23 protein-coding genes are annotated in these 25,846 nt (G+C 63.1%); 6 read left to right on the plus strand and 17 right to left on the minus strand.

The annotated features are described in order from the left end of the window. Nucleotides 1–10 precede the first annotated feature (10 nt). From RS897_RS24740 to RS897_RS24795, 12 genes are all read right to left on the minus strand, one after another. The gene (locus RS897_RS24740; protein ID WP_315831346.1) at nt 11–853 is read right to left on the minus strand and encodes an ABC transporter ATP-binding protein; all 843 of its coding nucleotides are present in this window, start codon (nt 851–853) and stop codon (nt 11–13) included. A 59-nt stretch (nt 854–912) separates the two neighbouring features. Continuing rightward, nucleotides 913–2,214: an ABC transporter substrate-binding protein gene (locus RS897_RS24745; RefSeq protein ID WP_315831347.1), complete on the minus strand. Its 1,302-nt coding sequence runs from the start codon at nt 2,212–2,214 to the stop codon at nt 913–915. A gap of 33 nt (nt 2,215–2,247) precedes the next feature. Further along, entirely contained in the window at nt 2,248–3,321 is a 1,074-nt protein-coding gene (locus tag RS897_RS24750) for a branched-chain amino acid ABC transporter permease (RefSeq protein WP_315831348.1), read from the minus strand. A gap of 2 nt (nt 3,322–3,323) precedes the next feature. Beyond that, the gene (locus tag RS897_RS24755) at nt 3,324–4,217 is read right to left on the minus strand and encodes a branched-chain amino acid ABC transporter permease (RefSeq protein WP_315831349.1); all 894 of its coding nucleotides are present in this window, start codon (nt 4,215–4,217) and stop codon (nt 3,324–3,326) included. Between the two features lie 15 nt (nt 4,218–4,232). Next, nucleotides 4,233–6,164, minus strand: a complete 1,932-nt coding sequence (locus tag RS897_RS24760; protein WP_315831350.1) for a long-chain fatty acid--CoA ligase — start codon at nt 6,162–6,164, stop codon at nt 4,233–4,235. Beyond that, nucleotides 6,161–6,961, minus strand: a complete 801-nt coding sequence (locus tag RS897_RS24765) for an ABC transporter ATP-binding protein (RefSeq protein WP_315838735.1) — start codon at nt 6,959–6,961, stop codon at nt 6,161–6,163. The genes RS897_RS24760 and RS897_RS24765 overlap by 4 nt, the downstream gene beginning before the upstream one ends. A 365-nt stretch (nt 6,962–7,326) precedes the next feature. Further along, nucleotides 7,327–8,001, minus strand: a complete 675-nt coding sequence (locus RS897_RS24770) for a Crp/Fnr family transcriptional regulator (protein WP_315831351.1) — start codon at nt 7,999–8,001, stop codon at nt 7,327–7,329. A 171-nt stretch (nt 8,002–8,172) separates the two neighbouring features. Beyond that, nucleotides 8,173–8,868, minus strand: coding sequence for an ABC transporter ATP-binding protein (locus tag RS897_RS24775; RefSeq protein ID WP_315831352.1), 696 nt, complete (start codon nt 8,866–8,868; stop codon nt 8,173–8,175). Beyond that, entirely contained in the window at nt 8,868–9,647 is a 780-nt protein-coding gene (locus RS897_RS24780) for an ABC transporter ATP-binding protein (protein ID WP_315831353.1), read from the minus strand. The genes RS897_RS24775 and RS897_RS24780 overlap by 1 nt, the downstream gene beginning before the upstream one ends. Then, nucleotides 9,644–10,945 (minus strand): branched-chain amino acid ABC transporter permease, encoded by a 1,302-nt coding sequence (locus tag RS897_RS24785; protein ID WP_315831354.1) that lies wholly within the window; start codon nt 10,943–10,945, stop codon nt 9,644–9,646. Before RS897_RS24785 ends, RS897_RS24780 begins: the two co-directional genes overlap by 4 nt. Beyond that, on the minus strand, nt 10,942–11,883 hold the full coding sequence (locus RS897_RS24790; RefSeq protein WP_315831355.1) for a branched-chain amino acid ABC transporter permease: 942 nt from the start codon (nt 11,881–11,883) through the stop codon (nt 10,942–10,944). The genes RS897_RS24785 and RS897_RS24790 overlap by 4 nt, the downstream gene beginning before the upstream one ends. Nucleotides 11,884–12,083: 200 nt before the next feature. Then, nucleotides 12,084–13,316, minus strand: a complete 1,233-nt coding sequence (locus tag RS897_RS24795) for a branched-chain amino acid ABC transporter substrate-binding protein (protein WP_315831356.1) — start codon at nt 13,314–13,316, stop codon at nt 12,084–12,086. A 533-nt stretch (nt 13,317–13,849) separates the two neighbouring features. Between RS897_RS24795 and fcl the strand changes: the two genes are divergently transcribed. Further along, nucleotides 13,850–14,794, plus strand: a complete 945-nt coding sequence (gene fcl / locus RS897_RS24800) for a GDP-L-fucose synthase (RefSeq protein WP_315838736.1) — start codon at nt 13,850–13,852, stop codon at nt 14,792–14,794. Between the two features lies 1 nt (nt 14,795). On the opposite strand, the gene RS897_RS24805 is transcribed toward fcl, so the two are convergent. Beyond that, complete coding sequence (locus RS897_RS24805; protein WP_315831357.1) at nt 14,796–17,243, minus strand: CaiB/BaiF CoA-transferase family protein; 2,448 nt, start codon at nt 17,241–17,243, stop codon at nt 14,796–14,798. Between the two features lie 289 nt (nt 17,244–17,532). Here RS897_RS24805 and RS897_RS24810 point away from each other — a divergent pair, with 289 nt between their 5' ends. Both RS897_RS24810 and RS897_RS24815 read left to right on the plus strand, forming a co-directional pair. Beyond that, the gene (locus RS897_RS24810; protein ID WP_315831358.1) at nt 17,533–17,832 is read left to right on the plus strand and encodes a hypothetical protein; all 300 of its coding nucleotides are present in this window, start codon (nt 17,533–17,535) and stop codon (nt 17,830–17,832) included. Further along, nucleotides 17,816–18,526, plus strand: a complete 711-nt coding sequence (locus tag RS897_RS24815; RefSeq protein WP_315831359.1) for a nucleotidyl transferase AbiEii/AbiGii toxin family protein — start codon at nt 17,816–17,818, stop codon at nt 18,524–18,526. Before RS897_RS24810 ends, RS897_RS24815 begins: the two co-directional genes overlap by 17 nt. Here the strand turns inward: RS897_RS24815 and RS897_RS24820 are convergent. After that, entirely contained in the window at nt 18,511–19,377 is an 867-nt protein-coding gene (locus RS897_RS24820) for a uroporphyrinogen-III synthase (RefSeq protein WP_315831360.1), read from the minus strand. The genes RS897_RS24815 and RS897_RS24820 overlap by 16 nt on opposite strands. 200 nt (nt 19,378–19,577) lie before the next feature. Between RS897_RS24820 and purU the strand changes: the two genes are divergently transcribed. Next, a complete protein-coding gene (gene purU, locus RS897_RS24825; protein ID WP_315831361.1) occupies nt 19,578–20,441 on the plus strand; it encodes a formyltetrahydrofolate deformylase in 864 nt (287 codons plus the stop codon). A gap of 4 nt (nt 20,442–20,445) precedes the next feature. On the opposite strand, the gene RS897_RS24830 is transcribed toward purU, so the two are convergent. The 3 genes from RS897_RS24830 to RS897_RS24840 all read right to left on the minus strand — a co-directional run bounded on the left by RS897_RS24830 (nt 20,446) and on the right by RS897_RS24840 (nt 22,982). Beyond that, nucleotides 20,446–21,429, minus strand: coding sequence for an NAD-dependent epimerase/dehydratase family protein (locus RS897_RS24830; protein WP_315831362.1), 984 nt, complete (start codon nt 21,427–21,429; stop codon nt 20,446–20,448). Between the two features lie 100 nt (nt 21,430–21,529). Beyond that, complete coding sequence (locus tag RS897_RS24835; RefSeq protein ID WP_315831363.1) at nt 21,530–22,066, minus strand: helix-turn-helix domain-containing protein; 537 nt, start codon at nt 22,064–22,066, stop codon at nt 21,530–21,532. An 88-nt stretch (nt 22,067–22,154) separates the two neighbouring features. Beyond that, a complete protein-coding gene (locus RS897_RS24840; RefSeq protein ID WP_315831364.1) occupies nt 22,155–22,982 on the minus strand; it encodes an amidohydrolase family protein in 828 nt (275 codons plus the stop codon). A gap of 649 nt (nt 22,983–23,631) precedes the next feature. Between RS897_RS24840 and RS897_RS24845 the strand changes: the two genes are divergently transcribed. Both RS897_RS24845 and RS897_RS24850 read left to right on the plus strand, forming a co-directional pair. Next, nucleotides 23,632–24,753, plus strand: a complete 1,122-nt coding sequence (locus RS897_RS24845) for an ABC transporter substrate-binding protein (protein ID WP_315838737.1) — start codon at nt 23,632–23,634, stop codon at nt 24,751–24,753. Between the two features lie 220 nt (nt 24,754–24,973). Further along, on the plus strand, nt 24,974–25,840 hold the full coding sequence (locus tag RS897_RS24850; RefSeq protein ID WP_315831365.1) for a branched-chain amino acid ABC transporter permease: 867 nt from the start codon (nt 24,974–24,976) through the stop codon (nt 25,838–25,840). Nucleotides 25,841–25,846 lie beyond the last annotated feature (6 nt).

The following is a 25,846-nucleotide window of genomic DNA, read 5'->3' on the forward strand; positions in this document are numbered from 1 at the left end:
CCCGCGGCGTTCACAGCCACCGCTTCCGCCGCTTGAAGCTCTTCAGGTTCTTGAAGCTCTTGCGCTGGTCGCCGGCGCCGCCGAGATAGAACTCCTTGACGTCTTCGTTGTCGCGCAATTCGTCGGCGGTGCCGTCGAGCACCACCTTGCCCTGTTCCATGATGTAGCCATGGCTGGCGACCGACAGCGCGGCGCGGGCATTCTGCTCGACCAGCAGAATGGTGACGCCGAGGTCGCGGTTGATCTGGCGGATGATGCCGAACACTTCCTTGACCAGCAGCGGGGACAAGCCCATCGAGGGCTCGTCCATCAGGATCATCTTGGGCCGGGCCATCATGGCGCGGCCGATCGCCAGCATCTGCTGCTCGCCGCCGGAGAGATAACCGGCGAGGCCGGTGCGCTCTTTCAGGCGCGGGAAATAATTGAAGACCATCTCGATATCGGCCTCGACGCCGCCGTCGTTGCGGGTGAAGGCACCGAGCCGCAGGTTTTCCAGCGAGGTCATGTCGGCGATGATGCGGCGGCCTTCCATCACCTGGAAGATGCCGCGGCGCACGATCTTGTCCGGGTCGATGCCGTTGATCCGCTTGCCGTCGAACATGATGTCGCCGCGGGTGACTTCGCCGTCCTCGGTCTTCAGCAGGCCCGAGATCGCCTTCAGCGTGGTCGACTTGCCGGCGCCGTTGGCGCCCAGCAGCGCGACGATGGCGCCCTTCGGCACATCGAGGCTCAGGCCGCGCAGCACCAGGATGACGTCATCATACACCACCTCGATATTCTTCACCGACAACAGCGGTGCGGTGACCGCGGCGGGTGTCGGTCCGAGAGACGGCTGTGCGGGGCCTTGCAGCATCACGATCCTCAATATTGGAAGGCGCCGCCCCGCAAGGAGCGAGGCGGCGTCTTGTCAACTTACCAGCCGAGCCAGTCGTTCTTGCGCGGCAGTTCGACAGTCCTGACCTTATCGAGCTTGATGGTGCCTTTGCCCATCAGGTCGTTGAGGTCGCCGTCCGTCGCACCCGACACCTTGGAGCGATAGAGATCGACGGTCATGGTGCCGCGATGGTCCTTGTCGGTCCAGTTGGACTTGTTGCAGACGCCTTCCAGGCCCGTCGGCACCCAATCCTTCTTCTGGTAGAAGCCCTTCTTGACGTTCTCGCCGGTGGCGCCGCCGTTCTTCACCGCCCAGGCGATGGCTTCCTGCATGTAGAGCGCGGTGCAGACCCCGGCGACATAGTGCACCGGACGATAGATCTTGCCGGTCGGATCCGAGATCTTGGAAATCTCCATCACCGTCTTCATGCCTGGAGCATTGCCGCCCCATGCCACCGCAGTGCGCAGCGGGAAGATCACGCCGTCGGCGGCGTCGCCTGCGGCCTTTGCTGCGTTCTCGTCCATGCCCCAGACGTTGCTGAGGAACTGCACCTCGACGCCGGCCGACTTGCAGGCCTTCATCACCGAGATGTTGGAGGCCGCGGTGTTGCCGAGATAGGCATAGTTGGCGCCGGAGCTCTTCAAGCTCAGGCACTGGGCGCTGTAGTCGCCGGGCGTCAGGGCGAATACCAGCGGCGGCAGCACGTCGAAGCCGAGCTCCTTGGCCATCGCTTCACCGGCTTCCTTCGGCGCGTTCGGGTAGGGGTGGTTGGCGCCCATGTGCACGAACTTCGGCTTGCCGGATTTGCCCTTGGCTTTCCAGTCATCCGCCGCCCAGCTCAGTTCGGCGCGCAGGGCGTCCGAATAGGTCGGGCCGTAGAAGAAGTTGTAGGGCGCGGGCTTGGCCTTGCCGCTGGCGCCGGTCGGGTCCGACAGCGCCGCCGCGTAGGAGCCGGAGATATCCGGAATCTGGTCCTGCGCCAGGAAGCCGGTCAGCGCTTCGGTGTCGGCGGTGCCCCAGCCCATGATGGCGGCAACCTTGTCGCTGCCCGACCACTTCTTGTACTGCGCGATCGCGCGCGGCACCTGATAGCCATAGTCCACGGTATCGACGTCGAACTTGGTACCACCGACGCCGCCGTTCTTGTTGACCCAGGCATAAGCGTCGGCGACGCCCTGGCCGAACGGCGTGCCGACGTCGGAGGTGCCGCCGGAATAGTCGGCGAGGTGTCCGATCTTGATCGGCGACCGGGCGCGGGCGCCGCCAGCAAGCAGAACGCTGCCGCTGCTGGCAAGCAGCACGGCGATCGCAGCCGAGCCGAGATAAGTCTTGATGGTCATGAACGTATCCTCCGTTTTTATATTGTCAGTCTTCTAGTGCGAGAATGGATAGAGCTTCCAGTAAGCCTTGATCTGCCGCCAGCGGTGCGCGAGCCCGTCGGGTTCGAAGATCAGAAACAGGATGATGATGCCGCCGATGGCGATCTCGCGCAGAAAAGTCAGGTTGTTGTTGAGCTGCAGCGCCTGATCGATGGCGCTGCCCTTCAGCCCGGCGCTCAGCCACTGCATCGTCTCCGGCAGGATCACCACAAAAGCCGTGCCCATCAGCGTGCCCATGATCGATCCGGTGCCGCCGATGATCACCATGGCGAGGAAGATGATCGAGCGGTCGATGCCGAAGCCTTCGTTCGACACCACCAGCTGGTAGTGCGCATAGAGCGCGCCGCCGACGCCGGCGAAGAACGCAGCCAGGCCAAACGACAGGGTGCGGTATTTGGTGAGGTTGATCCCCATGATCTCGGCAGAGAGATAATGGTCGCGTACCGCCACCAGTGCGCGGCCGTCGCGGGTGCGCATCAAATTGGTGACCAGCACGAAGCAAACGATCACATAGGCCAGCACCACGTAGAAAAATTGCCGGTCGTTGCGCGCGACATAACCGAAGATCGAGAACGGCTCAGCCATCGCCGGCACGGTGCCGCCGGTGAACCAGTCGGCGCGAGCGAAGAAGTCGAGCAGGATGTATTGCGCCGCCAGCGTCGCGATCGCGAGATAGAGGCCTTTCAGGCGGGCTGCGGGCAGCCCGAAGACCAGCCCGACCAGGGCGGTGACGGCCCCGGACAGCGGGATCGAGAAGAACACCGGCACCGACAGCTTGCTGGAGAGATAGGCCGAGGTGAAGGCGCCGAGCAGGAAGAACGCGGCATGGCCGATCGAGATCTGGCCGGTGAAGCCCACCAGGATATTGAGGCCGAGCGCGGCGATACCGAACATGCCGATCTGGATCAGGAGCGCCACCCAGTAGTCGCTGATGAACCAGGGTGCGATGCAGATCAGCACGATGCCGAGCAGCAACGCGTTGCGACTGGCGGTCGTCGGGAAGATCGTGGTGTCGACGGCATACGAGGTGCGGAAGTCGCCGGCGGGGAGAATGGATTGTCCTGCCATGATCAGATCCGCTCGATGTCTTTGGTGCCGAACAGGCCGTACGGCTTGATCATCAGGATGATGATCAGCACGTAGAACGGCGCTACTTCGAACAGGTTGCCCCAGTGCAGATATTCGCCGTCGATGAACTGGGCGAAGTTTTCCAACAGGCCGATGATGATGCCGCCGATCACCGAGCCGACGATGCTGTCGAGCCCGCCGAGGATCACGGCCGGAAACACCTTGATGCCGTAGGCGGAGAGGCCCGACGACACGCCGTTGACCACCGCGACCACGATTCCCGCCACCGCGGACACCGTTGCCGAGATCGCCCAGGCCATGGCGAACACGCTTTTCACCGAAATGCCGAGGGACTGCGCCACCTGCTGGTTGAATGCGGTGGCCCGCATCGCCAGACCATATTTGGAGGCACGGAAGAACCAGGCCATGCCGGCCATCATGGCGACCGAGACCACCAGGCTGAGCACATAGACGGTCTGCAGTTGCAGGCCAAGGAAGCTGACGGTCTCGCTGCGGAAGATCCGCGGGAACGGCTGCGGGTTGACGCCGAATACCCATTTCATCAGCGCCTGCAGGATGGTGGACAGCGCGATGGTGACCATAATGACAGAGATGATCGGCTCGCCGATCATCGGGCGCAGGATCACGAGCTGCACTGCGATGCCGAACACAAACATGAACACCAGCGTGATCGGCATGCCGAACCAGAACGGGATCTGGTATTTGGTGAGCAGTGCCCAGCACACCCAGGCGCCGACCAGCAGCAGCTCGCCCTGTGCGAAGTTGACGACCTGGGTGGCCTTGTAGATCAGCACGAACGACATCGCGACCACGCCGTACAGCGTGCCGACCACGAGGCCGTTGACAAGAAGCTGGAACAGCAGGTGCATGTTCATCGCGGGCGCATCATCCTATTCGGCAGCTTGCGGGATGGAACGGTTGCGCAAGAGGTCGACCACGGCGAGGGTGGTGCGGATGCGCTGGGTGGTGCCGTCCTGGAAGCGGATCACGGTGTCGATGTCGATGTCGGGCCGGTCGCCATAGATCGCATCGATGATGTCGGCATACTTTTCGTTGATGACGCCGCGGCGGACCTTGCGGGTGCGGGTCAGTTCGCCGTCGTCGGCATCGAGCTCCTTGTAGAGCAGCAGGAATTTGGCGATGCGCTGCGCCGGCGGCAGCGTGGCGTTGACCGCCTCGACCTCCTTGCGCAGCAGCGCATAGACCTCCGGGCGCGAGGCCAGATCCGTGTAAGTGGTGAACGAGATCCGGTTCTTTTCCGCCCACTTCGAAATGATCGAGTAGCGGATGCAAATCATGGCGGCGAGCTGGCTGCGGCCGGCGCCGAGCACCACGGTCTCCGCAATGTAGGGCGAGAACTTCAGCTTGTTCTCGATATATTGCGGCGAGAAGCGGTCGCCTTGAATGGTTTCCGCCAGGTCCTTGATGCGGTCGATCACCACAAGCTGCTTGTCGGCGTTGAAATAACCGGCATCGCCGGACAGCATCCAGCCGTCGCGCATGTCCGCGGCCGAGCCTTCCGGGTTCTTGTAATATCCCAGATACATGTTGGGGTGACGCACCACGATTTCGCCGACGCCGTTGGGGTCCGGATTTTCGATGCGGATCTCGATGTCGTCGGCCATCGGCACGCCGGTGGTGTCGGGATCGACATGATCCGGTTTGTGCAGGGTGTAGGCGCCGAGCAGTTCGGTCTGGCCGTACAGCGTGCGCAGCGGCACGCCCATGGCGCGGAAGAACTTGAAGGTGTCGGGACCGAGCGCGGCGCCGCCGGTGGCGGCCGAGCGCAACCGGGTGAATCCCAGGCGGTCCCGCAGCGCGCGGAACAGGACGGCGTCCGCCACGGCCGAGCGGCGTCCCTGCGCCAGCGCGGCGAGGCCGCTTTTCATGCCGAGTTCGTACAGGCTCTGCTTGAGCGGAGAGGCATCCATGACGCGGGCGCGGACATCGGCGGCAATCGATTCCCAGATCCGCGGCGCGAACAGCACGAAGGTCGGCGCGATTTCGCGGAAATCGTTCATCATGGTGTCGGCCTGCTCGACGAAGTTGACCTTCATCCGGCACAGCAGGCCTTTGCCCAGCACATAGACCTGCTCCATGATCCAGGGCAGCGGCAGCACCGAGACGTATTCGTCGTCGGGCCCCTTCGGATCGAATGCGAGATATGTCGCGCAGTGACGCAGCACGCGTCCGGGCGCCAGCATCGCGAGCTTGGGATGCGATGTGGTGCCGGAGGTGGTGCAGAGAATGGCCGCCGCATCGCCGCGGGTGGCGTCGACCAGCCGGTCATACAATCCGGGGTCTTTGGCGCCGTGTTCACGGCCGAGCGCCGCGAGCTTGTCGGCCTCGATCAGCCTGGGATCGTCGTACTTCCGCATGCCGCGCGGATCGGAATAGACGATGTGTTTCAGGTGAGGGGCGCGATCGCCCAGGCCCAGCAGCTTGTCGACCTGCTCTTCATCCTCGGCGAACACCAGCTTGGTTTCGCCATAGTTGAGCAGATAGCCAACCTCTTCCTCGAGCGCATCGCGGTACATGCCGAGGCTGAGGCCGCCGATGGCGTGGGTGGCGATCTCGCCTGCGACCCAGTCAGGCCGGTTGTCGCCGATGGTGCCGATGACATCGCCGGCGCCAAGGCCGAGCGCGGCCATGCCCAGGGTGAAGTCGTGGACGCGATCGTGATAGTCGTTCCAGGTGAATTCACGCCACAGCCCAAAATCCTTTTCGCGCAGCGCGATCTCGCTGCCGTGCTCCCTGGCATTGAGCCGCAGCAGCTTGGGATAGGTGTCGGCCTGGGCGACGCGTCCGGCGTAATCCATCATGTGGTCAGCTCCGCCGGCACCGCGTCGTCGGGGCTGACCAGCAGTTCGTCTTCCTCGCCGAGATAGGCGCGCTTGACATGCGGGTCGGCGAGCACCGCTTCCGGATCGCCTTCAGCGATCTTGCGGCCGAAATCGAGCACCATCACGCGGTGGGAGATGTCCATCACCACGCCCATGTCGTGTTCGATCATCATCACCGTCATCCCGAACTCTTCGTTCAGGTCGACGATGTAACGCGCCATGTCTTCCTTCTCTTCGAAATTCATGCCGGCCATCGGCTCGTCGAGCAGGATCAGCTGCGGCTCCAGCGCCATGGCGCGAGCCAGCTCGACGCGCTTGCGCAGGCCGTAGGACAGCGTGCCGGCGGTCGCCTTGCGTACCGACTGCAGATCGAGGAAGTCGATGATCTCTTCCACCTTGCGGCGGTGCTCGAGCTCCTCGCGCCGCGCGCCGGTCAGCCAGTAAAGCGAGCCGGTGAGGAAGTTGTTCTTCAGCAGATGATGGCGGCCGACCATGATGTTGTCGAGCACGCTCATATGGTGGAACAGCGCGAGGTTCTGGAAGGTGCGGCCGATGCCGAGGCCGGGGCGGGCATTGGGATTGAGGCCGGTGATGTCCCGGCCACGATAGTGGAGAGTGCCTTCAGTCGGCCGATAACGTCCGGAAATGCAATTGACCATCGAGGTCTTGCCGGCACCGTTGGGGCCGATGATCGAGAACAGCTCGCCTTCGTTGACGGCAAAGCTGACATCGCTCAGCGCGCGCACGCCGCCGAAGCGCAGCGACACGTTGCGCACCTCGAGTGCCGTTTCTCCCTTGACCGGGCCGTCCTTGACCAAGCCGTCCTCCCCTTGGAGCGCATTTGCGCTTTGATCCCCGGACTATGCTGTCCGGTGTTTTTCAAAATTATACGGATCAGGTCCGCTAACCTATTCAACTTAGGGCATGATCCCGGAAATGAAAATCGGTCTCCATATCCGGACAATGCGCCGCCTGAGGCGCCAACCGGCAGTCCGCGCCCGGTGCTTGGCTCTCACGGGTGGGGCAGGTCGTTCCAGCGTTTAGGTGACACAACTTCCAAAAATTTCGGGCGTGCGCCTGTCTTGAGAAACTTTTGGCGAGCTGTTGGCACTGCACAATAGCGCAAGTGTTCTGGACGGGGTCATTCCCCGTAACCGGCAAGGCCCGCCAGATCGAGCACGGTGACCCCGCCGCGCTCGACGCGCAGCAGGCCCTTGGCTTCCAGAAGCTTCAGGGCTTCGTTGGTGTGCTGCCGCGACAGGCCCGCAAGCAAACCCAGCTCTTCCTGGGTGATATCAAAGTGCGTTGCGGCATTGGGACAAAGCACGGGATTGAACAGCCAGGCGATGTTGCGGGCCACCCGGCCGGGTGCGGAGAGCATGCGGTCGTATTCCACCAGCGCGATGAACTGGCTGATCCGTTCGTTGAACTGCCGGATCAGGAACCGGTTGAAGGCCGGGCTGTTTTCATACAGCCAGAAGAAGGTGGTACGATTCATCTGCGCCACGCGCGCATCGCGCAACGCCACCAGGTCGTAGCGGCGCGGCTCGTCCTTCAGCATCGAGCCCTCGCCAAGCCAACTGCCGGCCCGGCAACCGGCCAGCGAGGTGGCTTTGCCGGAACTCGACATCGTGCCCATCTTGATGACGCCCTCGACCACGCCGGTCCAGGAGTCGAGCCGGTCGCCGCGGTGGCAGATATAGTCGCCTTTGGCGAAGGTCTTTTCGACAATGCCCCGGCGCGCCTGCTCGATTTCGCTCTCATTCAGGTCGTGCGCCCAGAATGCGATCATGCGCAGGCGCTCGGCGGAAATCATGGGCTTCGGTCGCTCCCTGGCTCGCGGCATCGGCCTTTGAGCCGAACGGCGGCGATCAACCGCTTTGGGGCAGTGTCGCAGGCCCAATCATACTTGGGAATGCGGATCAGTGCACAACCGATCTGACTGTTTTCCAGTCTTGAGGCTTGCGTTGGGTGGCTGGCGTTCCGCTCAGACCTCCAGCCACTCCTTGCGGACGGCGTCGTTGGCTTTGAGTTCCGCTGGCGTGCCCTCGAACACCACCCGACCGTGGCCCATCACATAGACCCGGTGGGAAATCCGCATCGCGATCGACAGTTTCTGCTCCACCAGCAGGATGGCGACGCCGCGCCGGGCGATTTCGGCGATCAGGTCGCCGACCTGCTGTACGATCAGCGGCGCCAGCCCCTCGGTCGGCTCGTCGATCATGACGAGTTCGGGATCCCCCATCAGGGTGCGGCAAATTGTCAGCATCTGCTTTTCGCCACCCGAGAGCACGCCGGCGGCGGTGTCGGCCCGGTTGGCCAGATTCGGGAACATGCCGAGCATGTCCTCGAGTTTCCACTTGCCGGGGCGGCGCGGATCCTTGACCCCCATCAGCAGGTTCTGCCGCACCGTCAGCGACGGGAAGATGTCCCGGTTCTCCGGGACATAGCCGAGCCCGAGGCGGGCGATGCGGTGGTTTGGCAGTCCGGCGATGTTCTGGCCCTTGAAGCGGATGACGCCGTGCGGCGGCACTTCGCCCATGATCGCCTTCACGGTGGTGGAGCGGCCGACGCCGTTGCGTCCGAGCAGGCTGACCACTTCGCCGGCGTCGATGTGCATGTCGACGCCTTGCAGGATGTGGCTTTTGCCGTAATAGGCGTGCAGATCTTGAACCTCGAGCATCAGGCTGCCTCCTCGCCGAGATAGGCTTCCTTGACCTTCGGATTGTTGCGGATTTCGTTTGGCGTGCCCGAGGCGATGATCTGGCCGTAGACCAGCACCGAGATGCGGTCGGCGAGCCCAAATACAACGCTCATGTCGTGCTCGACGATCACCAGGGTGCGGCGCTCGGTGAGACGGCGGATCAGGTCGACGGCGCGTTCGGTCTCCGCATGGCTCATGCCGGCGGTTGGCTCATCCAGCAGGATGACGTCGGCGCCGCCGGCGGTGGTGATGCCGATCTCGAGCGCACGCTGTTCCGCGTAGGTGAGCAATCCGGCCGGGACGTCGCGCCGGGCGGTCAGGCCGATCTCCTCCAGGATCTGCGCGGTGCGGTCCCGCACCTCGGGCAGCCGGTCGACATTCTTCCAGAAGGCGTAACGGTGGCCGGTGGCCCACAGTACGGCGCAGCGGATGTTCTCCCACACACTCATGTTGGCGAATACGTTGGTAACCTGGAAGCTGCGCGACAATCCGCGCCGGTTGATCTGGTAGGGCGGCAGCCCCGAAATCACCTGGTCACGCAGCAGCACTTCGCCTGATGTCGGCGTGATGTAGCCGCTGATCAGGTTGAAGGTGGTCGACTTGCCGGCGCCGTTCGGCCCGATCACAGCGTGGCGTTCGCCCTGCGCCACGGTCAGATTCAGGTCGCGGATGATAGCGACGTTGCCGAAGCTCTTGTTGACGTTGCGAACGGTGATGGCGGGTGAGGTCGAGGGGGAACTTGCTGAAAGCTGTGTCATGCGAGAAAGCCTTTCTCGCGCGCGGCGGTCATGGCGGTGTCCCAGGCGTGGGCGACATATGTCCAGGTCTTGCGGGCCACGATGTATCCGACGACGATCAGCGCGGCGGCGAGCCCCCAGATCAATGGGCTTGCGGCATTGAAGCTCATGCCGAACGCCTTGATGTTGGGATCGTCGCTGGCATTCACGGTGTGATGCACCACAATCTCGATGGCGAGCACGAGGCCGGCGAGCATTGCAGCCGTCGGCACCAGCGCCGCCAGATAGGACCGCAATACCGTTCCGATCATGCCGGCGCGCAGCACCGGGCGGTGCTTCATCAGCAGGCCGGCGATGCCGCCGGGCGCGAACATGATCACTGCGATGAAGATCAGGCCGAAATAGAGCTGCCACACCGAGGTGAGGTCGCTGAGCGCCAGCGACAGATAAGTGACGAAGATCGCGCCGATGATCGGTCCGATGAACAGGCCGACGCCACCGATATAGGCCGCGAACAGCACGGTGCCGGACTGCACGGCGCCGAGATAGGCGGAGTTGGCGATCTCGAAATTGATGGCCGAGAGCGCGCCGGCGATACCAGCGAAGAAGCCGGCGAAGCAGAACGCGATGTAGCGGATCATATGTGGGTCGTAACCGACGAACTGCACCCGTTCGGGGTTGTCGCGCACCGCATTGCACATGCGACCCCAGGGCGTGCGGGTCAGCGCATACATCAGGATCATGGCGATCAGCGTCCAGGCCGCGACCAGATAATAGATCTGGATCTGCGGGCCGAAGCTCCAATCGAACAGCCGGAACAGTTTGGTGCGGTTGGCGGTGATGCCGGCTTCGCCGCCGAAAAAGCTGCGCAGGATGAGCGCGGAAGACGCGACCAGTTCGGCGACGCCGAGCGAGATCATCGCAAAGGCCGTGCCGCTGCGCCGGGTCGAGACCCACCCCAAGATCATCGCGAATATCAGGCCGGCGACACCGCCGATCAGCGGCACCAGCGGCAGCGGGATCGGCAGCTTGGACGATGCGATCAGGTTCATGCCGTGCACGGCGAGAAAGCCGCCGAGCCCGTAATACACCGCATGGCCGAACGACAGCATTCCGGTCTGTCCCAGCAGGATGTTGTAGGACAGCGCGAAGATGATGGAGATGCCGATCAGGCTGAAGGTGGTCAGCGCGCCGCCGGAGGAGAAGATGCGCGGCAGCACCAAGAGCGCGACGGCGACGGCAATCCACAGGCCGTAGAATTTGACGCTGTCGGATCGGGTCGAGCGGGCGGGAAGGCTGGGGGCGGAAATCTCGCTCATGTTTCGCGTGTCCCCAGCAGGCCCATCGGGCGGAAGGTCAGGATCAGAACCAGCAGGACGTAAGGCAGGATCGGCGCGATCTGCGCCACCGTGACGTTCCAGATGTCGGCCAGCAGCGTGTGTCCGGGGCCGAGCGGTCCGAATACGCTGGCCAGCGACCCGTTCATGGACACGGCGAAGGTCTGCAGCAGGCCGATCAGCAGCGAGGCGATGAAGGCGCCGGGCAGTGAACCCAGCCCGCCGACCACCACCACCACGAACAGGATTGGCCCGAGCAGGCCCGCCATATTCGATTGGGTCACGAGTGCCGGCCCGGCGATGACACCGGCCACCGCCGCAAGCGCCGTTCCAAAGCCGAATACCAGCATGAAGATGCGGCCGACGTTATGGCCGAGATGGCCCACCATGTGCGGATGGGTGAGAGCCGCTTGCACGATCATGCCGATCCGCGTCTTCTTGAGGCCGACCAGCAGGGCCGCAAAGATCGCGATCGAGACCAGCAGCATGAACATCTTGTAGGCGGGGTAATTGGTGGAGAAGATCGTGAAGGCGGGGAAATCGAGCGACGCAGGCACGCGATAATCCACCGGGCTCTTGCCCCAGATCATCTGCACGATTTCCTCGATCGCGAACGCGAGGCCGAAGGTGAACAGCAGTTCGGCGACATGGCCATTCTTGTGCACGTTGCGCAGGCCGTAGCGTTCCACCGCCGCGCCGAGCGCGCCGGCCAGCACCGGCGCGATCACCAGCGCCGGCCAGAACCCGAACCAGCGGCTGAGCTGGAAACCGAAAAACGCGCCGATCATGTAGAAGCTGGCGTGCGCGAAATTGAGCACGCCGAGCATGCTGAAGATGACGGTGAGGCCGCTGGCCATCAGGAACAGCAGCATCCCGAACAGGACGCCGTTCAGCGTCGATATGACGATCAGTTCGAGCACGAAGATGTTCCTCCGGCGGCGTGTTGGTGCGCTTGTCAGTCGATGGAGCAGGCTTCACCCACTGCGTCATTGCCGGGCTTGTCCCCCTGCGACTCGGCGTAGCCGAGTCGCCGTGGCAATCCATCTTTTTCCTTATGAGGACCGAAGATGGATACGCGGGTCAAGCCCGCGTATGACGGAGTGTGTGGGGCAGTGTCGACTTACGGCCGGTCCATCTTGCAGGTGGTCGGCAACACGGTCTTGTCGGCGTCGAGCTTGGCGACGAGCTTCCAGCCCCAGCCGGTCTTTTCCTCGTCGAACGGTTCCTTGTCGGAGCGTTCGCCGAACGAAGAGATGTACATCGGCTGGAAAAACTGGTGATCGTCCTTGCGCATGAAGCCCTTGCCGCCGTCATAGACCTCGAATTCCATGCCTTCCAGGGCAGCTGCGACCTTCACCGGATCGATCGACTTGGCCTTTTCGGCCGCGACTGCCAGCATCCGCATTTCGTTGACGGCGCGGGGATAGAACAGGCTGAAATCGTACTTGGCGCGCAACGCCTTCTCAAAGGCGTCGGCGGGCGCATGGCCGAGATTTGGCAGGCCTTCGGCGATCTGGAACACCTGATGGTTCAGGTTGGCCTGCTTGACGGCGGTCGGGCCGCCGGTGCCGCCGGCATAATAAGTGAACCAGTTGACCTTGAGGCCGGCGTCGGCGGCGGCCTTCAGCAGCAGCGCGAAGTCCTGGCCCCAGTTGCCGGTGATGACGCTGTCGGCGCCGGACGCCTTGATCTTGGCGACATAGGGCGCGAAGTCGGTGACCTTCAGCAGCGGATGCAGCTCATTGCCGACGATCTCGATGTCGGGGCGCTTGGCCGCCAGCATGGCCTTGGCCTGGGTGCGAACCGATTCGCCGAACGAGTAGTCCTGGTTGATCAGGTAGATCTTCTTCACCGTCGGCGTGTCTTTGATGTAGTTGGTCAGCGCCGCCATCTTGATGTCGGAGTTGGCATCCCAGCGGAAGTGCCAGTAGCTGCATTTGTCGTTGGTCAGGATCGGATCGACTGCGGCATAGTTGAAATACAGCACTTCCTTGCCCGGGTTGCGCTCGTTGTACTTGGTCACGAAGTCCGACAGCGCGGCGGCGACCGACGAGCCGTTGCCCTGGGTGAGGTAGCGCACGCCGGCATCGATAGCCTTCTGCGCCTGGATCAGGCTTTCCTGCGGATTGGTCTTGTTGTCGAGCGGGACGATCTCGACCTTCTTGCCGAGAATGCCGCCCTTGGCGTTCACCTCGTCGGCGAGGAACTGGAACGTTTTGAGGCCGACTTCTCCGACACTGGCGCCGCCTCCCGACAGCGGATCGATATAACCGATCTTCAGGGTGTCCTGCGCCATGGCAGTACCGGCAAACAGCGGTATTGCCAAAATCGCAGTCATCATCATCTTGCGCATGATCATCCTCCTTGGATGTTTCTTTTGTTGAGTTGTTGCCAAGGACGGCGAATGGTATTTCGCTATGCGAAATTTCGCGCGTGCTCGGTGTATGCAGTTATGTCGTTGTGGTTTTTTCGTCTTTTTTGCCTCGGGCCGGATTGTGGTCCAAGCGTGATGGAGGTGCAAGTCCATGCACTTTAAGTCAATAGGTGATCGGGCGGAGGGCGGGACTCGTCGCGCGTTCGGTGCCGGTGAGGCCAATGCCGGATCCGGAGCCGGGGGATCAGAACTGCACGAGTCTTTTGCGCGCAATGGGAGTGCTGCGCGGTGCAAGAGCGATAAAGTTTGTTCACGATCACGTTTGGGATATTTGCCGTGCAGCGTTTCCGCCTTACAAGGTCGGCCATCATGAAAGTCCAAAATCCTGTCACATGGTTGGGATTAAGTATTAATTGCGATATGCGATCGTCTGCGTTCGGAAGGTCGGGTATTCACGCATGCCAAGGCTTCAGCCGGCCAGTTAGATGGCGCGAGTAACCGAGGGAAAATTGATGGCGACCACGCCGTTCGAACTGAAGGGCAAGACGGTTTTTGTCGCGGGTCATGGCGGCATGGTCGGCGGCGCGCTGGTGCGCCGGCTCGCCCGCGAAGGTGTCGAGTTGCTGACCGCCACCCGTCAACACGTCGATCTGGCGGATCAGGCGGCGGTCTATCGCTGGTTCGCCGCGGCCCGCCCGCAGGTCGTGTTCTTCGCGGCCGCCAAGGTCGGCGGCATCGTCGCCAACAATACGCTCCGCGGCGAGTTCATCTACGACAACCTGATCATCGCCACCAACGTGATCCACGCCGCACACGTCAATGGTGCCGAGAAGCTGATGTTTCTGGGCTCGTCCTGCATCTATCCGAAGCTCGCGCCACAACCCTTGCGAGAGGATTCGCTGCTGACCGGGCCGCTGGAGCCGACCAACGAGCCGTACGCTATCGCCAAGATCGCCGGCATCAAGCTGGTGGAAGCCTACCGCAGCCAGTATGGCAGCGATTTCATCAGCGTGATGCCGACCAACCTCTACGGTCCGGGCGACAATTATCATCCCGAATACAGCCATGTGGTCGCGGCGCTGATTCGCCGCTTCCACGAAGCCAAGGTCTCGGGCGCGTCCGAGGTGGTGGTCTGGGGCACCGGGACGCCGCGCCGCGAGTTCATGTTCGTGGACGACATGGCGGATGCCTGCGTCCATCTCATGAAGGGCTATTCCGGTGACAACATCATCAATATCGGCACCGGCGAGGACATCACCATTGCCGAGTTCGCCCGCGTGGTCGCCGAGACGGTCGGTTACAAAGGGGCCATCACTTTCGACACCTCGAAGCCGGACGGCACGCCGCGCAAACTGCTCGATGTCGGCCGGCTGGCCGATCTGGGCTGGCGCGCCCGCACCTCGCTGGCGGATGGCATGAAGCAGGCTTACCAGTCGTTTCTGAACCGGCCAGCGTAAACTATTCGGCGGCGCTCTTGCTGGCGGGGGCGGTTTTCGACGTCGCCACCGTGCCGATCACGCCGCTGCGCTCCAGCGCGGCGATCTCTTCATTGCCGAGACCGAGCAGCTCCGACAACACTTCGCTATTGTGCTGGCCGAGTGTCGGCGCCGTGCTGCGGATGGCATAGGGCAGGGCGGCGAAATCCTCGCGATAAGCCACCGACGGCTCGAGATGCGGCCCGACGAAGGCACGATCGACACTCTGCCAGTGGCCGACCGCGACCAGATGTGGATCGGCGGCGAGATCCCCCGGCAATCTGGCGATGCCGGCCGCGACGCCGGCGGCTTGCAGCGTCACCATTGCGACGTCTGGCCGCACCGTTGCCGTCCAGTTCTGCACAGCCGCCTCGATGCGATCCTCCTGCGCCCTCCGGCCGGCTGATGTCGCGAGTGCCGGATCGTCGGCGAGATCAGTGCGCCGCATCGCCTTGCACAGCGCCCGCCATTCCCAGTCGCTGCGCACGGCGATGGTGATCCACTGGTCGATGCCGAGGCAAGGAAAGCAGCCGTGCGGTACATGGTCCGGATGCCGGTTGCCGAGGCGGGGGCCGGTCGTCCCGGTGATCGATTGTTCGATCACAAAGGGGGCGACCAGCGGCAGCATGCACTGCACCTGCGACAGGTCGATGTGCTGACCCTCGCCGGTAGCCTTCTGGTGCATGAAGCCCAGCAGCAGCGCGGCAGCGCCGTTCAGGCCGCCGAGCGGATCGGCGAGTGCCGCATGCAACATGGTCGGCGGATCGCCTTCGCGGCCGTTCACCGACGGCAGCCCCGAGGCTTGTTCCAGTGTCGAGCCATAGGCGCGCGCGCCGTTCCACATCCCGCTCATGCCGAAGGCCGGCATGGTGACCACGACCAGCCGCGGATTGATCGCCAGCAGGGTCTTTGCGTCGAGACCGAGCCGCGGCATCACGTCGGCGGCATAATTGTCGATCACGGCATCGGCATCGGTGAGTAGCCGCTTCAGCAGCGCAAGGCCCTTCTCGCTGGTGAGGTCGAGGGTGATGCCGCGCTTGTTGCGATTGTTGAACTGGAACCAGTACGTCTTCTCGTAGAGACGCTCCTCATGATAGGGCGGCCGCGTATCGGTGCCGCGAAACCAGTCCGGATACTGGCAGGACTCGACCTTGATCACGTCGGCGCCGAGATCCGCCATCTGCCGCGTTGCGGTCGGGCCGGCCCAGCCCATGGTCAGGTCAATGATGCGCAGGCCGTCAAGCGGCAATGGATCGGTTTTGGTCGCCGCGCGATCGGCCAGGCGCGTGTGCGGTGGCAGCGTCTCCACGGCGGTGTCGCCGGCCAGTGGTGCGCGACCGTTCGGTTTCGGCAGGGCGCGGGTGAGGTGCTGCGGCAGTACAGGGGCTTCGAACGACGCCGTGCCGATGCTGACGGGCGCGAACGCGCCGCGACCCCTGTGCACCTCCTGCGCCAGCAGTTCGCCCATATCGGGGACGACAGCGAGCGTCAGTCGCAGCGGGATGCCGCGCTCGAACCACTCCAGCGCCGTGCGCTGCATCAGCGCCGGCGTGATGATGTCGCGCAATTCCTCCGCGCGCGTGAAGCGGTCGATCGTGGTGTTGTATCTCGCATCATGTCCGAGTTCGGGCAGCCCGATCAGCTTGCAGAACCCGACCCATTGCGCCGGGGTCACCACGGTGACGCCGAGCCAGCCGTGCCTGGTCATGAAGTTGCCCGAGGGATAACCGCGGCCGAACCGGTTGAGGCCGGGGCGCGGCCGCGTGAAGCCGGCTTCCAGCGCCAGTCCCGTGTCGAACTCGGTGATGTGCAGGAACGCCGCGTGCAGGCTGACGGAGAAACGGCGCGCGCCGGTCGTGTGTCCATAAAGTCCGGCGAGGCTCGGAATGAAGGCGGTGAGGCCCCCGGTCATCGCGATCTGCCCATCGCGTGGCAACACCGGTGGCCCTTCGACCGGGCCGACCAGCTTGACCAGTCCCGCGAGACTGCGACAGACGGATTCCGTCATGGCATAGTCGCGATAGGGTCCGTGCTCGCCGAACCATGAGAGCGCCGTGATCGCAAGGCCGGGCTCTGCCCGGCGCAGATCCTGATGCGACAGCGGCGAGGCCTGAAGTTCGGCCGGCGGACGCGCGTCGAGCAGCAGGTCGGCCGTCGACAGCAGCGCCCGGATTTTTGCGACGTCGGCTGCGGTGTTGAGATCGGCTGTGATGCTCTGCTTGTTGGTATTGAGCCAGGCGAAGGTTCCGCTCTCCAGGTGCCCGCCGCCGGCATCAACCAGCGGTGCGATGCGTCGCGCCGGATCGCCGCCCGGCGGCTCGATCTTGATGACCTCGGCGCCGAAATCCGCAAACAGCTTGCCGCAATAGCCCAGCGCGTCGCCGCACCCGATCTCGATGACGCGAATTCCAGCCAGCGGAAATTGCTGCATCTGCACTCCTTCTGCATCCACATGCGCATTCAAGCGCAAGAGAGCGACACTCGCGCACCGCAAGCATCGCTCACTTCACGCAGTGTGAGCGAACTCCCTGCAAAGCTCAATGAACGTTCGCGAATGAGGCGACGGCAAAACTGTGAGAGGGGGCTTTCCACACAACATGCATTTGGACGTCAGGCGCGCGGGGTGGCACCGGGTGGGTCGGGGCCGGAAAATGCACGATAAGTTCGTGGCAACCACGCTGTGAATCTGCTATGTTTTGAAGATGGATTCAGGCGGCGAAATGAAGCGCTTTTTGGCGGAATTGAGCCACAAATACCTGTGGTGGGAGCCGGTCGGCGACAGCCCGCATTCGGATGACCGCATTGTCGCACAAGCGATGAATCTGGCGACGTTCGATGATGTTCTTCGGCTGGAGCGGGTCGTCGGTAAACCCCAACTGGTCGCATTGATGAGGCGCGCCGAGCCAGGCTGGTTCAGCGATCGGTCCTGGGAGTTTTGGCGTGGACGTTTGTCATTCTCCACCGGAGCAGTGATACCGGATGATCCTCCCCGAAGGACATTCCATGCCGCAATATCTTGATCCGATTTTTTCGATCCTGCCGGCGGCTCAAATCGAAATTTGGAAAGACCTCGCGACGGCCCCGAAACTCGCTTTTGTCCTCTACGGCGGGACGGCAATTGCGCTTCATCTCGGGCACCGACAATCGGTCGATTTTGATTTTTTCCGATCTGAACCGCTCGACAAAAACCAGATCCACGCCTCGTTCAAATTTATCGACGGAGCCGTTGTGCTGCAGGACAGCCCCGAGACGCTTGTCGTGCTCGCGCAGATGCCGTCCGGACCAGTCAAGGTTTCATTCTTCGGCGGACTGAGTCTCGGGCGCATCAAGCCGCCGCTGCAGACCCGTGACGGCGTATTGCTGGTCGCGTCGCTGGAAGATCTTATGGCGACAAAGCTGAAGGCGACGCTGGACCGCGCCGAGGCCAAAGACTATCGAGACATCGCCGAGATGATTTCTGCAGGCGTATCCCTGTCGATCGGTTTGAGCGCCTTTCAGCAGATGTTCAGGGGAGAGCCGTCCCAGGTTCTTCGCGCTCTTGGGTTTTTTAAGGATGGCGATCTTGCGACGCTCAGCGAGCGCGATCGAGACATCCTCAGGAATGCTCGCGACCGGGTTGAAGATCTGCCGCATGTCTCTCTAACGCAGGGATCGCTCGCGATCCCGCTCGATGAGAGCTACGATCGCAACGGCATTTCTCAATCGAAAGATTGAGCTCCTCGGTCTTCACACGTGGCGCGTGGCGGCGTCTTGCCCAATGCGATGGACATCGCGCTGATCAGCGGCCTCATGAAGAACGCATCGTCGGCCGGATAGATATCGGTGCGCAGGCCGTGCGCCCTCAACGCATCGGAGACGGCAGGGCCGACGGAGGCGATCTGGGTCCTGGCGAGTCCCTCACGAAGTTTGGTGTCAAAACCGCGACTCTCGGCCGCGTCGATCAGCCGGCGCACCTGATTGGCATTGGTCAATGCGATGGCATCGACACGCCCGTTCGCCATCTCCTCGATCGCCTCGATGATGTTGGTGTCCGCGGCCTGCGCATCGTAGATGTAAGGCAGCACCGTATCGACGTCGGCACCTTGCGCCTTGATGGCATTGGTCAGCGTGCCATGATCCTTGTCGGGATAGAGCTGCAGCCCGACGCGGTGTTGTGTCAGGTCAACCCGTTTCAAGATCTCGGCGACGCCTTCGGATGTCGGCGTTTCGGTGGTGACCTTTGGCTCCAGCCCGATCTCGCGCAGCGCGCGTCCGGGCTTGGGACCGCGCGCGAAGGTGCGGGTGGCGCCGAGTGACGTGATGAATTCCTGTTCGAGGCCGATGCGGCGGACGACTTTCATCAGCCGGCGCAGGCCTTCGCCGGTCATCAGCACGAGATCATCGAACGGCCGGTCAATGCTGCGCCGGATCCAGGCCTCGATCGGCGCGGGATCGGGGGCGTCATGGATAATGAACATCGGACACTGCAACACGTCGGCGCCTTGCTCGGCGAGCAGCCGGGAGAATTGGGCCTCCTCACGCGTCTCCAGAATGAGAATGCGATAACCGCTGAGTTTGTCCGCCATGATCCCGATCCGTCGACGCTGTCACCGGCGCTGTCACCGGATTGTCAATCACACCGCAAATCCAAGGTTCGCTCAAATCACGGCGTCATTATCCCTATTGTGGCCCGCGCGGGGATTGGCGCAAGGGGGGACGGGTGCTAGAGCACTGCGGCAACGCCGCCCTTAATCTCCGATCAAGATCGTTCCCAGAAGATATCCCCATGCCCCAGTCCCAGTTCGTGTTGACGCTTTCGTGTCCGGATCGCCCCGGCATCGTGGCCGCGGTCTCCGCCTTTCTGTTCGCCAACGGCCAGAACATCCTGGATGCGCAGCAGTTCAGCGACACCGAAACCGGGCATTTCTTCATGCGGGTGCTGTTCGAACCGGCGACGTCCACGGTCGCGCTCGACCGGCTGCAGCAGGATTTCGGCGACATTGCAGCGCGCTTTTCCATCGACTGGCAGATGCGCGACCGCGCCGACCGGCGCCGGGTGATGCTCTTGGTCTCGAAGTTCGATCATTGCCTGGCTGATATTCTCTATCGCTGGCGCACCGGCGAACTGGACATGATTCCGACCGCGATCGTCGCCAATCATCCGCGCGAAACCTATAACGGCTTCGACTTCGGCGACGTTCCGTTCCACCATCTGCCGGTCACCCGTGAGACCAAGCAGGTGCAGGAGGCCCAGATCCTGAAACTGGTCGAGGAGACCAAAACCGATCTGGTTGTCCTGGCGCGCTACATGCAGGTGCTGTCGGACGATCTTTCGGCGAAGCTGTCCGGGCGCTGCATCAACATCCACCACTCGTTCCTGCCGGGTTTCAAGGGCGCCAGGCCCTATCACCAGGCGCATGCGCGCGGCGTCAAGCTGATCGGTGCCACCGCGCACTATGTCACCGCCGATCTCGACGAGGGCCCGATCATCGATCAGGACGTCGAGCGCATCAGCCACCGCGACGCGCCGGAAGACCTCGTCCGCAAGGGTCGCGACATCGAGCGCCGCGTGCTGGCCCGCGCGGTGCGCTTCCATCTCGAGGATCGCGTCATTCTCAACGGCCGCAAGACCGTGGTGTTTACGGATTAAGTTCTCAAGCCACCGGGTAGGGGCCTTCCACGAAGGTTTCGGCGTGATAGCCCTTGCTGCCGATCTCGCGCGCCAGCGGGCTGCGGAAATCCTCGCCGGCCCGCAGCGAGGCCAGCACATGCGCGAAATCGTATGTCGGCCGCCAGCCGAGGTCCGTCACGGCGCGTTCATTGACATAGACGCGATCCATGCTCGGCAACAGGGTCCAGCCGCGCGTCGCATAAAGCCTGTCGCTGTCGGGGAAGAGCCGGCGCACCACGCTTGCGGCGTCGCGGCGCAGGGCCGGAAGGTGGTCACGTGTGAACGGCGTGGTCGCTGAAATGATGTAACGGCGGAAGCCGAGAATCGGTGCTTTTTCGATCGCCACCAGATGCGCACCGACGACGTCCGCGATATCGACCCGCCGGTATAACAGCTCGTTGGCCTGGGCGTTGGCCGTGGCGTAGCTGTCCCGCACGGCGGCATTGTCGTCGGCCTCGGGAAAAAATCGCGAGGTGCGCAGCACGATCACCGGCAAGCCGTGCTGGCGATGGACCAACTGGCACAGATCCTCTGCCGCGACCTTGGTCACGCCGTAGATATTACGCGGGATCGGAACCACATCCTCGGTCACCCAGGCCGCCGGTTCGCCGGCGGCCGGCGTCAGCGCCGCGCCAAAGGCGCTGGTGGTGCTGGTAAAGACGAAGGCTTCGACACCGGCGGCGACGGCCGCCTCCAGCAGCACCTGCGTGCCGGTGAGATTGGTGTCGATGAAGTCCTGGGCGGTATGGGTTGCGACATGCGGCTTGTGCAGGGTCGCGGCATGGATCACCGTGCGCACGCCGTCCATGCATTGCCGGATGAAATCGGGATCGCTGATGGAGCCCGTGCGATCGGTCCATGCCGACGGCTTGAGGTCGATGCCGCGGGCCGGCCGGCCCGCGGCGCGCAAAGTTCGCATCAGCGCCTCGCCGAGATGGCCCGCGCTTCCGGTTACGAGAATGGTCATGGTTGGTCCATTTGCATCAGCGGGGCGAGGCTAACCATGGCCGGTGAAAACGGTCCACGCATAAAATATGCGAGGGATGCGGCAAGGAATCTGGACCTGATCAGGCAAGCGTGGTGACAAGCCGTCCCGCGCTGCCGTCCGCGAGCATGATGCGCTCCCACAGCGCGCGCCCCGGCGCGATCGGAACCTGCGGATCGGCGTTGGCGCCAGTCTCGACCGTGAGGCAGGACAGGTGTCCGTCGTGCCAGCCGAGACTATCGAGCGTGGCTTCCGCCGTCAGGATCTCCGGTGAGGCATAACCGATCAGGGATTGGCCGAGCAGTTGCGCCGGATCGGTGTGCCATTCCGCTTGCCGCGTGGGCGAGGCCGCGAGCAGGCGATGGGTTCGATCGCAGACCAGGTGCACCTTGCGCGCGGACGACTCCACCAGCCGCCTGAGGGCCGCGTCCTGCGACGGGGCGGGTCGGACCACGAGCAATCGCCAGGCGGCGGCCTGCTGGTCCCAGGACATCGGCAGCAGTCCGCATTCCCAGCGCGACACCGTGGCCTGGTTGACATCCAGCCGCTCTGCCAGATGGCTTTGCTTCATCCGTTGCAGCAGACGCAGTCGTCTCAGCGTTCGGCCTGGGTGATGCATCGGGACGCTCCGGATCGTGGCTTTCAACGATTGCGGTTAGCACGATGGCGGCCGCCGCCCAACCGGCTCATGCCGTCTTGAGAACAGATCAGCTTGCGGTCTCGAAGCCATAAAGCTGCGACGGGTTAGCTGCGAGAACCGCTTCACGGTCGGCGTTATCAGGTATCCATTGCCGAAGCGTCGCGAGCGCAGCGGTGACGTGGGCGATGCCGTCGGCCACGGCGTGCTGGCTCCGCGCCTGTAATGCACCGCTGCTCCAGACGATCCGGTCGCGGCGAGTGGCGAGCGCACTGGAGACGAAGGTTTCGATCCGGCTGGGCATGTCGTCGTTGTGCCGGGTGACAGCGGCGCCGGACAGTTTGATCCAGGTGCGCCCGAGCCGCAGCAGGACCAGAATGAATTCAAGCTCCGGATCGTCCGGTGCGCGGCGCGTGATGATGTCGGTGATTCCGCTGAGACAGACGGCGACCGGAAAACGCATCAGCGTCCATTCGCTGTCGCGGGGCAGGGCGCTGCCATTGCTGAATTGGAGTTCGATGTGCCATCCGCATCCGACGATGCGGTCTGCATAACGCAGAACCCTGTCGAGTTGAGTGCGCACGCGATCCGCATCACCGCTGATCTTGAAACGAACGCCGCGCACGCCCTGGGCCTGCAGGTCGTGCAGCATGGCGGGATCGGGATGGGGCGGAGCGGCGATCACGAAGCGGGTGGCGATGCCGTGCGAGCCCGGCTCCGGCGACAGCGTCACGCTGGCGCGCGGCAAGCGGCCGACCACCGCGCGCGTGATCCCCTGGCGGACAAGCGCTTCGTTGCTCGGGCTGACGGACGGATCGAGATCGCAATCGGTCCAGCCGGCGTCCATCGCGTTGCTGGATGTGTCCGGTCGCGTGATATGCGCAGGCGCTTCAGACATCGGTGAGCCCCCACCCCCGATCAGGTTGAGGCGAGCCTAAGCTATTTCGTTTCGATTCGCGGGACTGGTGTCGCGCTCTGCCCAGCGATTGTTTCTGATGGCGCGTTGCGCATTGGGGCACTCGTTGACAGGACCATGTTATTTGTACGATCGTACAAATAACAAAATGCAAAGCGGCGGCTCAAACGCGCGGGGAGAAGGTCTGTATACAGTTCACGTATCTAAACCTGCTTTTTGCGGAGAAGCTGTTGATTAACAGCGTGGTTTGTATACAGGATGCCCGCCACATTGAGGCATATTGGGCGGGGTGGTTTGAGAGGGGAAACGGTCGGAGACGGCCGATGGCGATGCTGGCCGGGCAAGGTCGCATGTTGTCGCGAATGCCGATTGCGGCGCGAGCGAAATGCGATCGGTCCGCCGGGCACCACGTCACGTCACCTCTCATTCTAAAGTCGGAGCTGTGCAGCGGTCGGGACGTATGGTCACGTCCTGACATGGCGCTGATGCTGGGGCAGTCTTGAGTTAGAGTCAGAACAAGACCGCCATGAAGGCGGTCGCGAGACGAGAAACGACTGGAGGGAGAACTATGTTGGCCTGTATTCACCATTCACGACGATCTGCGCTGCTCGGCCTGGTCGGCGCCGCCGCAATGTTCAGCGCGCCGGCGCTGGCCCAGGAGACGGTCAAGATTGGCCTGATCGTGCCGATGACCGGCGGCCAGGCGTCCACCGGCAAACAGATCGACAATGCGATCAAGCTCTATATGCAGCAGAACGGTGCAACCGTTGCCGGCAAGAAGATCGAAGTCATCCTGAAGGACGACGCGGCACTGCCTGACAACACCAAGCGGCTGGCGCAGGAGTTGATCGTCAATGACAAGGTCAACATCATCGCCGGCTTCGGCGTGACGCCGGCGGCGCTGGCCGCGGCTCCGCTCGCGACCCAGGCCAAGGTGCCGCAAATCGTGATGGCCGCGGGCACCTCGATCATCACCGAGAAGTCGCCCTACATCGCCCGCACCAGCTTCACATTGCCGCAGTCGGCGACCGTGATCGGTGACTGGGCGGTGAAGAACGGCATCCAGAAGGTTGCCGTGCTGGTATCCGACTATGCGCCGGGCGTCGACGCTCTGGCCTCGTTCAAGGAGCATTTCGAAGGCGGCGGCGGCAAGATCGTCGAGGAAATCAAGGTGCCGCTGGCCAACCCGGATTTCGCGCCGTTCCTGCAGCGCATGAAGGACTCCAAGCCCGACGCCATGTTCGTGTTTGTGCCGGCCGGCCAGGGCGGCAATTTCATGAAGCAGTTCGTCGAGCGTGGCCTCGACAAGACCGGCATCAAGGTGATTGGTCCCGGCGACGTGGTGGATGACGACCTGCTCAACAACATGGGCGATGCGGCGCTTGGCATCGTTACCGCGCACATCTACTCCGCGGCGCACCCCTCGGCGAAGAACAAGGAATTCGTCGCAGCCTACGAGAAGGCCTATGGCAACCGCCCGGGCTTCATGGCGGTCGGCGGTTATGACGGCATCCACCTGATCTACGAAGCGTTGAAGAAGACCGGTGGCAAGGCCGATGGCGATTCCCTGATCGCAGCGATGAAGGGCATGGCGTGGGAAAGCCCGCGCGGCCCGATTTCGATCGATCCGGAGACCCGCGACATCGTGCAGAACGTCTATATCCGCAAGGTCGAGAAGAGGGACGGGCAGCTCTACAATGTGGAGTTTGCGACCTTCGGGCCGATCAAGGATCCGGGCAAGATCAAGAAGTAATGCTGCGGCCGCGCGGTGGTTTCCGCGCGGCCGTTTGCGTATCTCCTCATGGTGAGGAGCGGCCTTTTGGCCGCGTCTCGAACCATGAGGCCCCAGATACCTCTCGTCTGGCCTCATCCTTCGAGACGCCTGCTTCGCAGGCTCCTCAGGATGAGGGGAGGGGTTCGAGCGTGACGCTGAAGAGCATGATGCAGAATACAAGCGACTGGTTGTCCTGCCCATGACCGTTCTGACCATCCTGTTCGACGGCGTTGCCTACGGCATGCTGCTGTTCGTGCTGGCCTGCGGTCTCTCCGTGACCATGGGGCTGATGAATTTCGTCAATCTCGCCCATGGCGCGTTCGCGATGGCGGGTGGTTATGCCTGCGTCATCCTGGTCAACAAGTCCGGCCTGCCGTTCTTCGCGGCGCTGCCGCTGGCGTTCCTGGCTGCGGCGCTGATCGGCTTTGTGCTGGAGCGGCTGCTGTATCGTCATCTTTATGGACGCACCCATCTCGATCAGGTGCTGTTCACCATCGGCCTGGTGTTCATGGCGGTCACGGCGATGGACTACTGGATGGGATCGCAGCAGGTCTTCATCCAGATTCCGGAGTACCTGCGCAGCCAGATCGACGTCTTTGGCGTCGGTATCGGCCGCTATCGGCTGATGATCATCGTCATCTGCGGGCTTCTGACCATCGCCCTGCAGTTGATCCTGGCGAAGACGCGGTTCGGCAGCCGCCTGCGGGCGGCGGTTGACGACGCGCGCGCGGCGAACGGCCTCGGCATCAATGTCAACCAGGTGTTCGCGCTGACCTTTGCGTTTGGCTCCGGCCTTGCCGGTCTCGGCGGCGCGCTGGGTGCGGAGATCCTTGGGCTCGATCCGTATTTCCCGCTGAAGTTCATGATCTACTTCCTGATCGTGGTCTCGGTCGGTGGCACCTCGACCATCACCGGGCCGTTCCTGGCGTCGCTGCTGCTCGGCATCGGCGACGTCGCCGGTAAGTATTACGTGCCGAAGCTCGGCGCGTTCGTGATCTACGCCATGATGATCGTGTTGCTGCTCTGGCGTCCGAACGGCCTGTTCGGCCGCTCGGCGGCGCGGTGAGGCGGC

It is taken from the genome of Bradyrhizobium prioriisuperbiae (assembly GCF_032397745.1).
Taxonomy (GTDB): domain Bacteria; phylum Pseudomonadota; class Alphaproteobacteria; order Rhizobiales; family Xanthobacteraceae; genus Bradyrhizobium_A; species Bradyrhizobium_A prioriisuperbiae.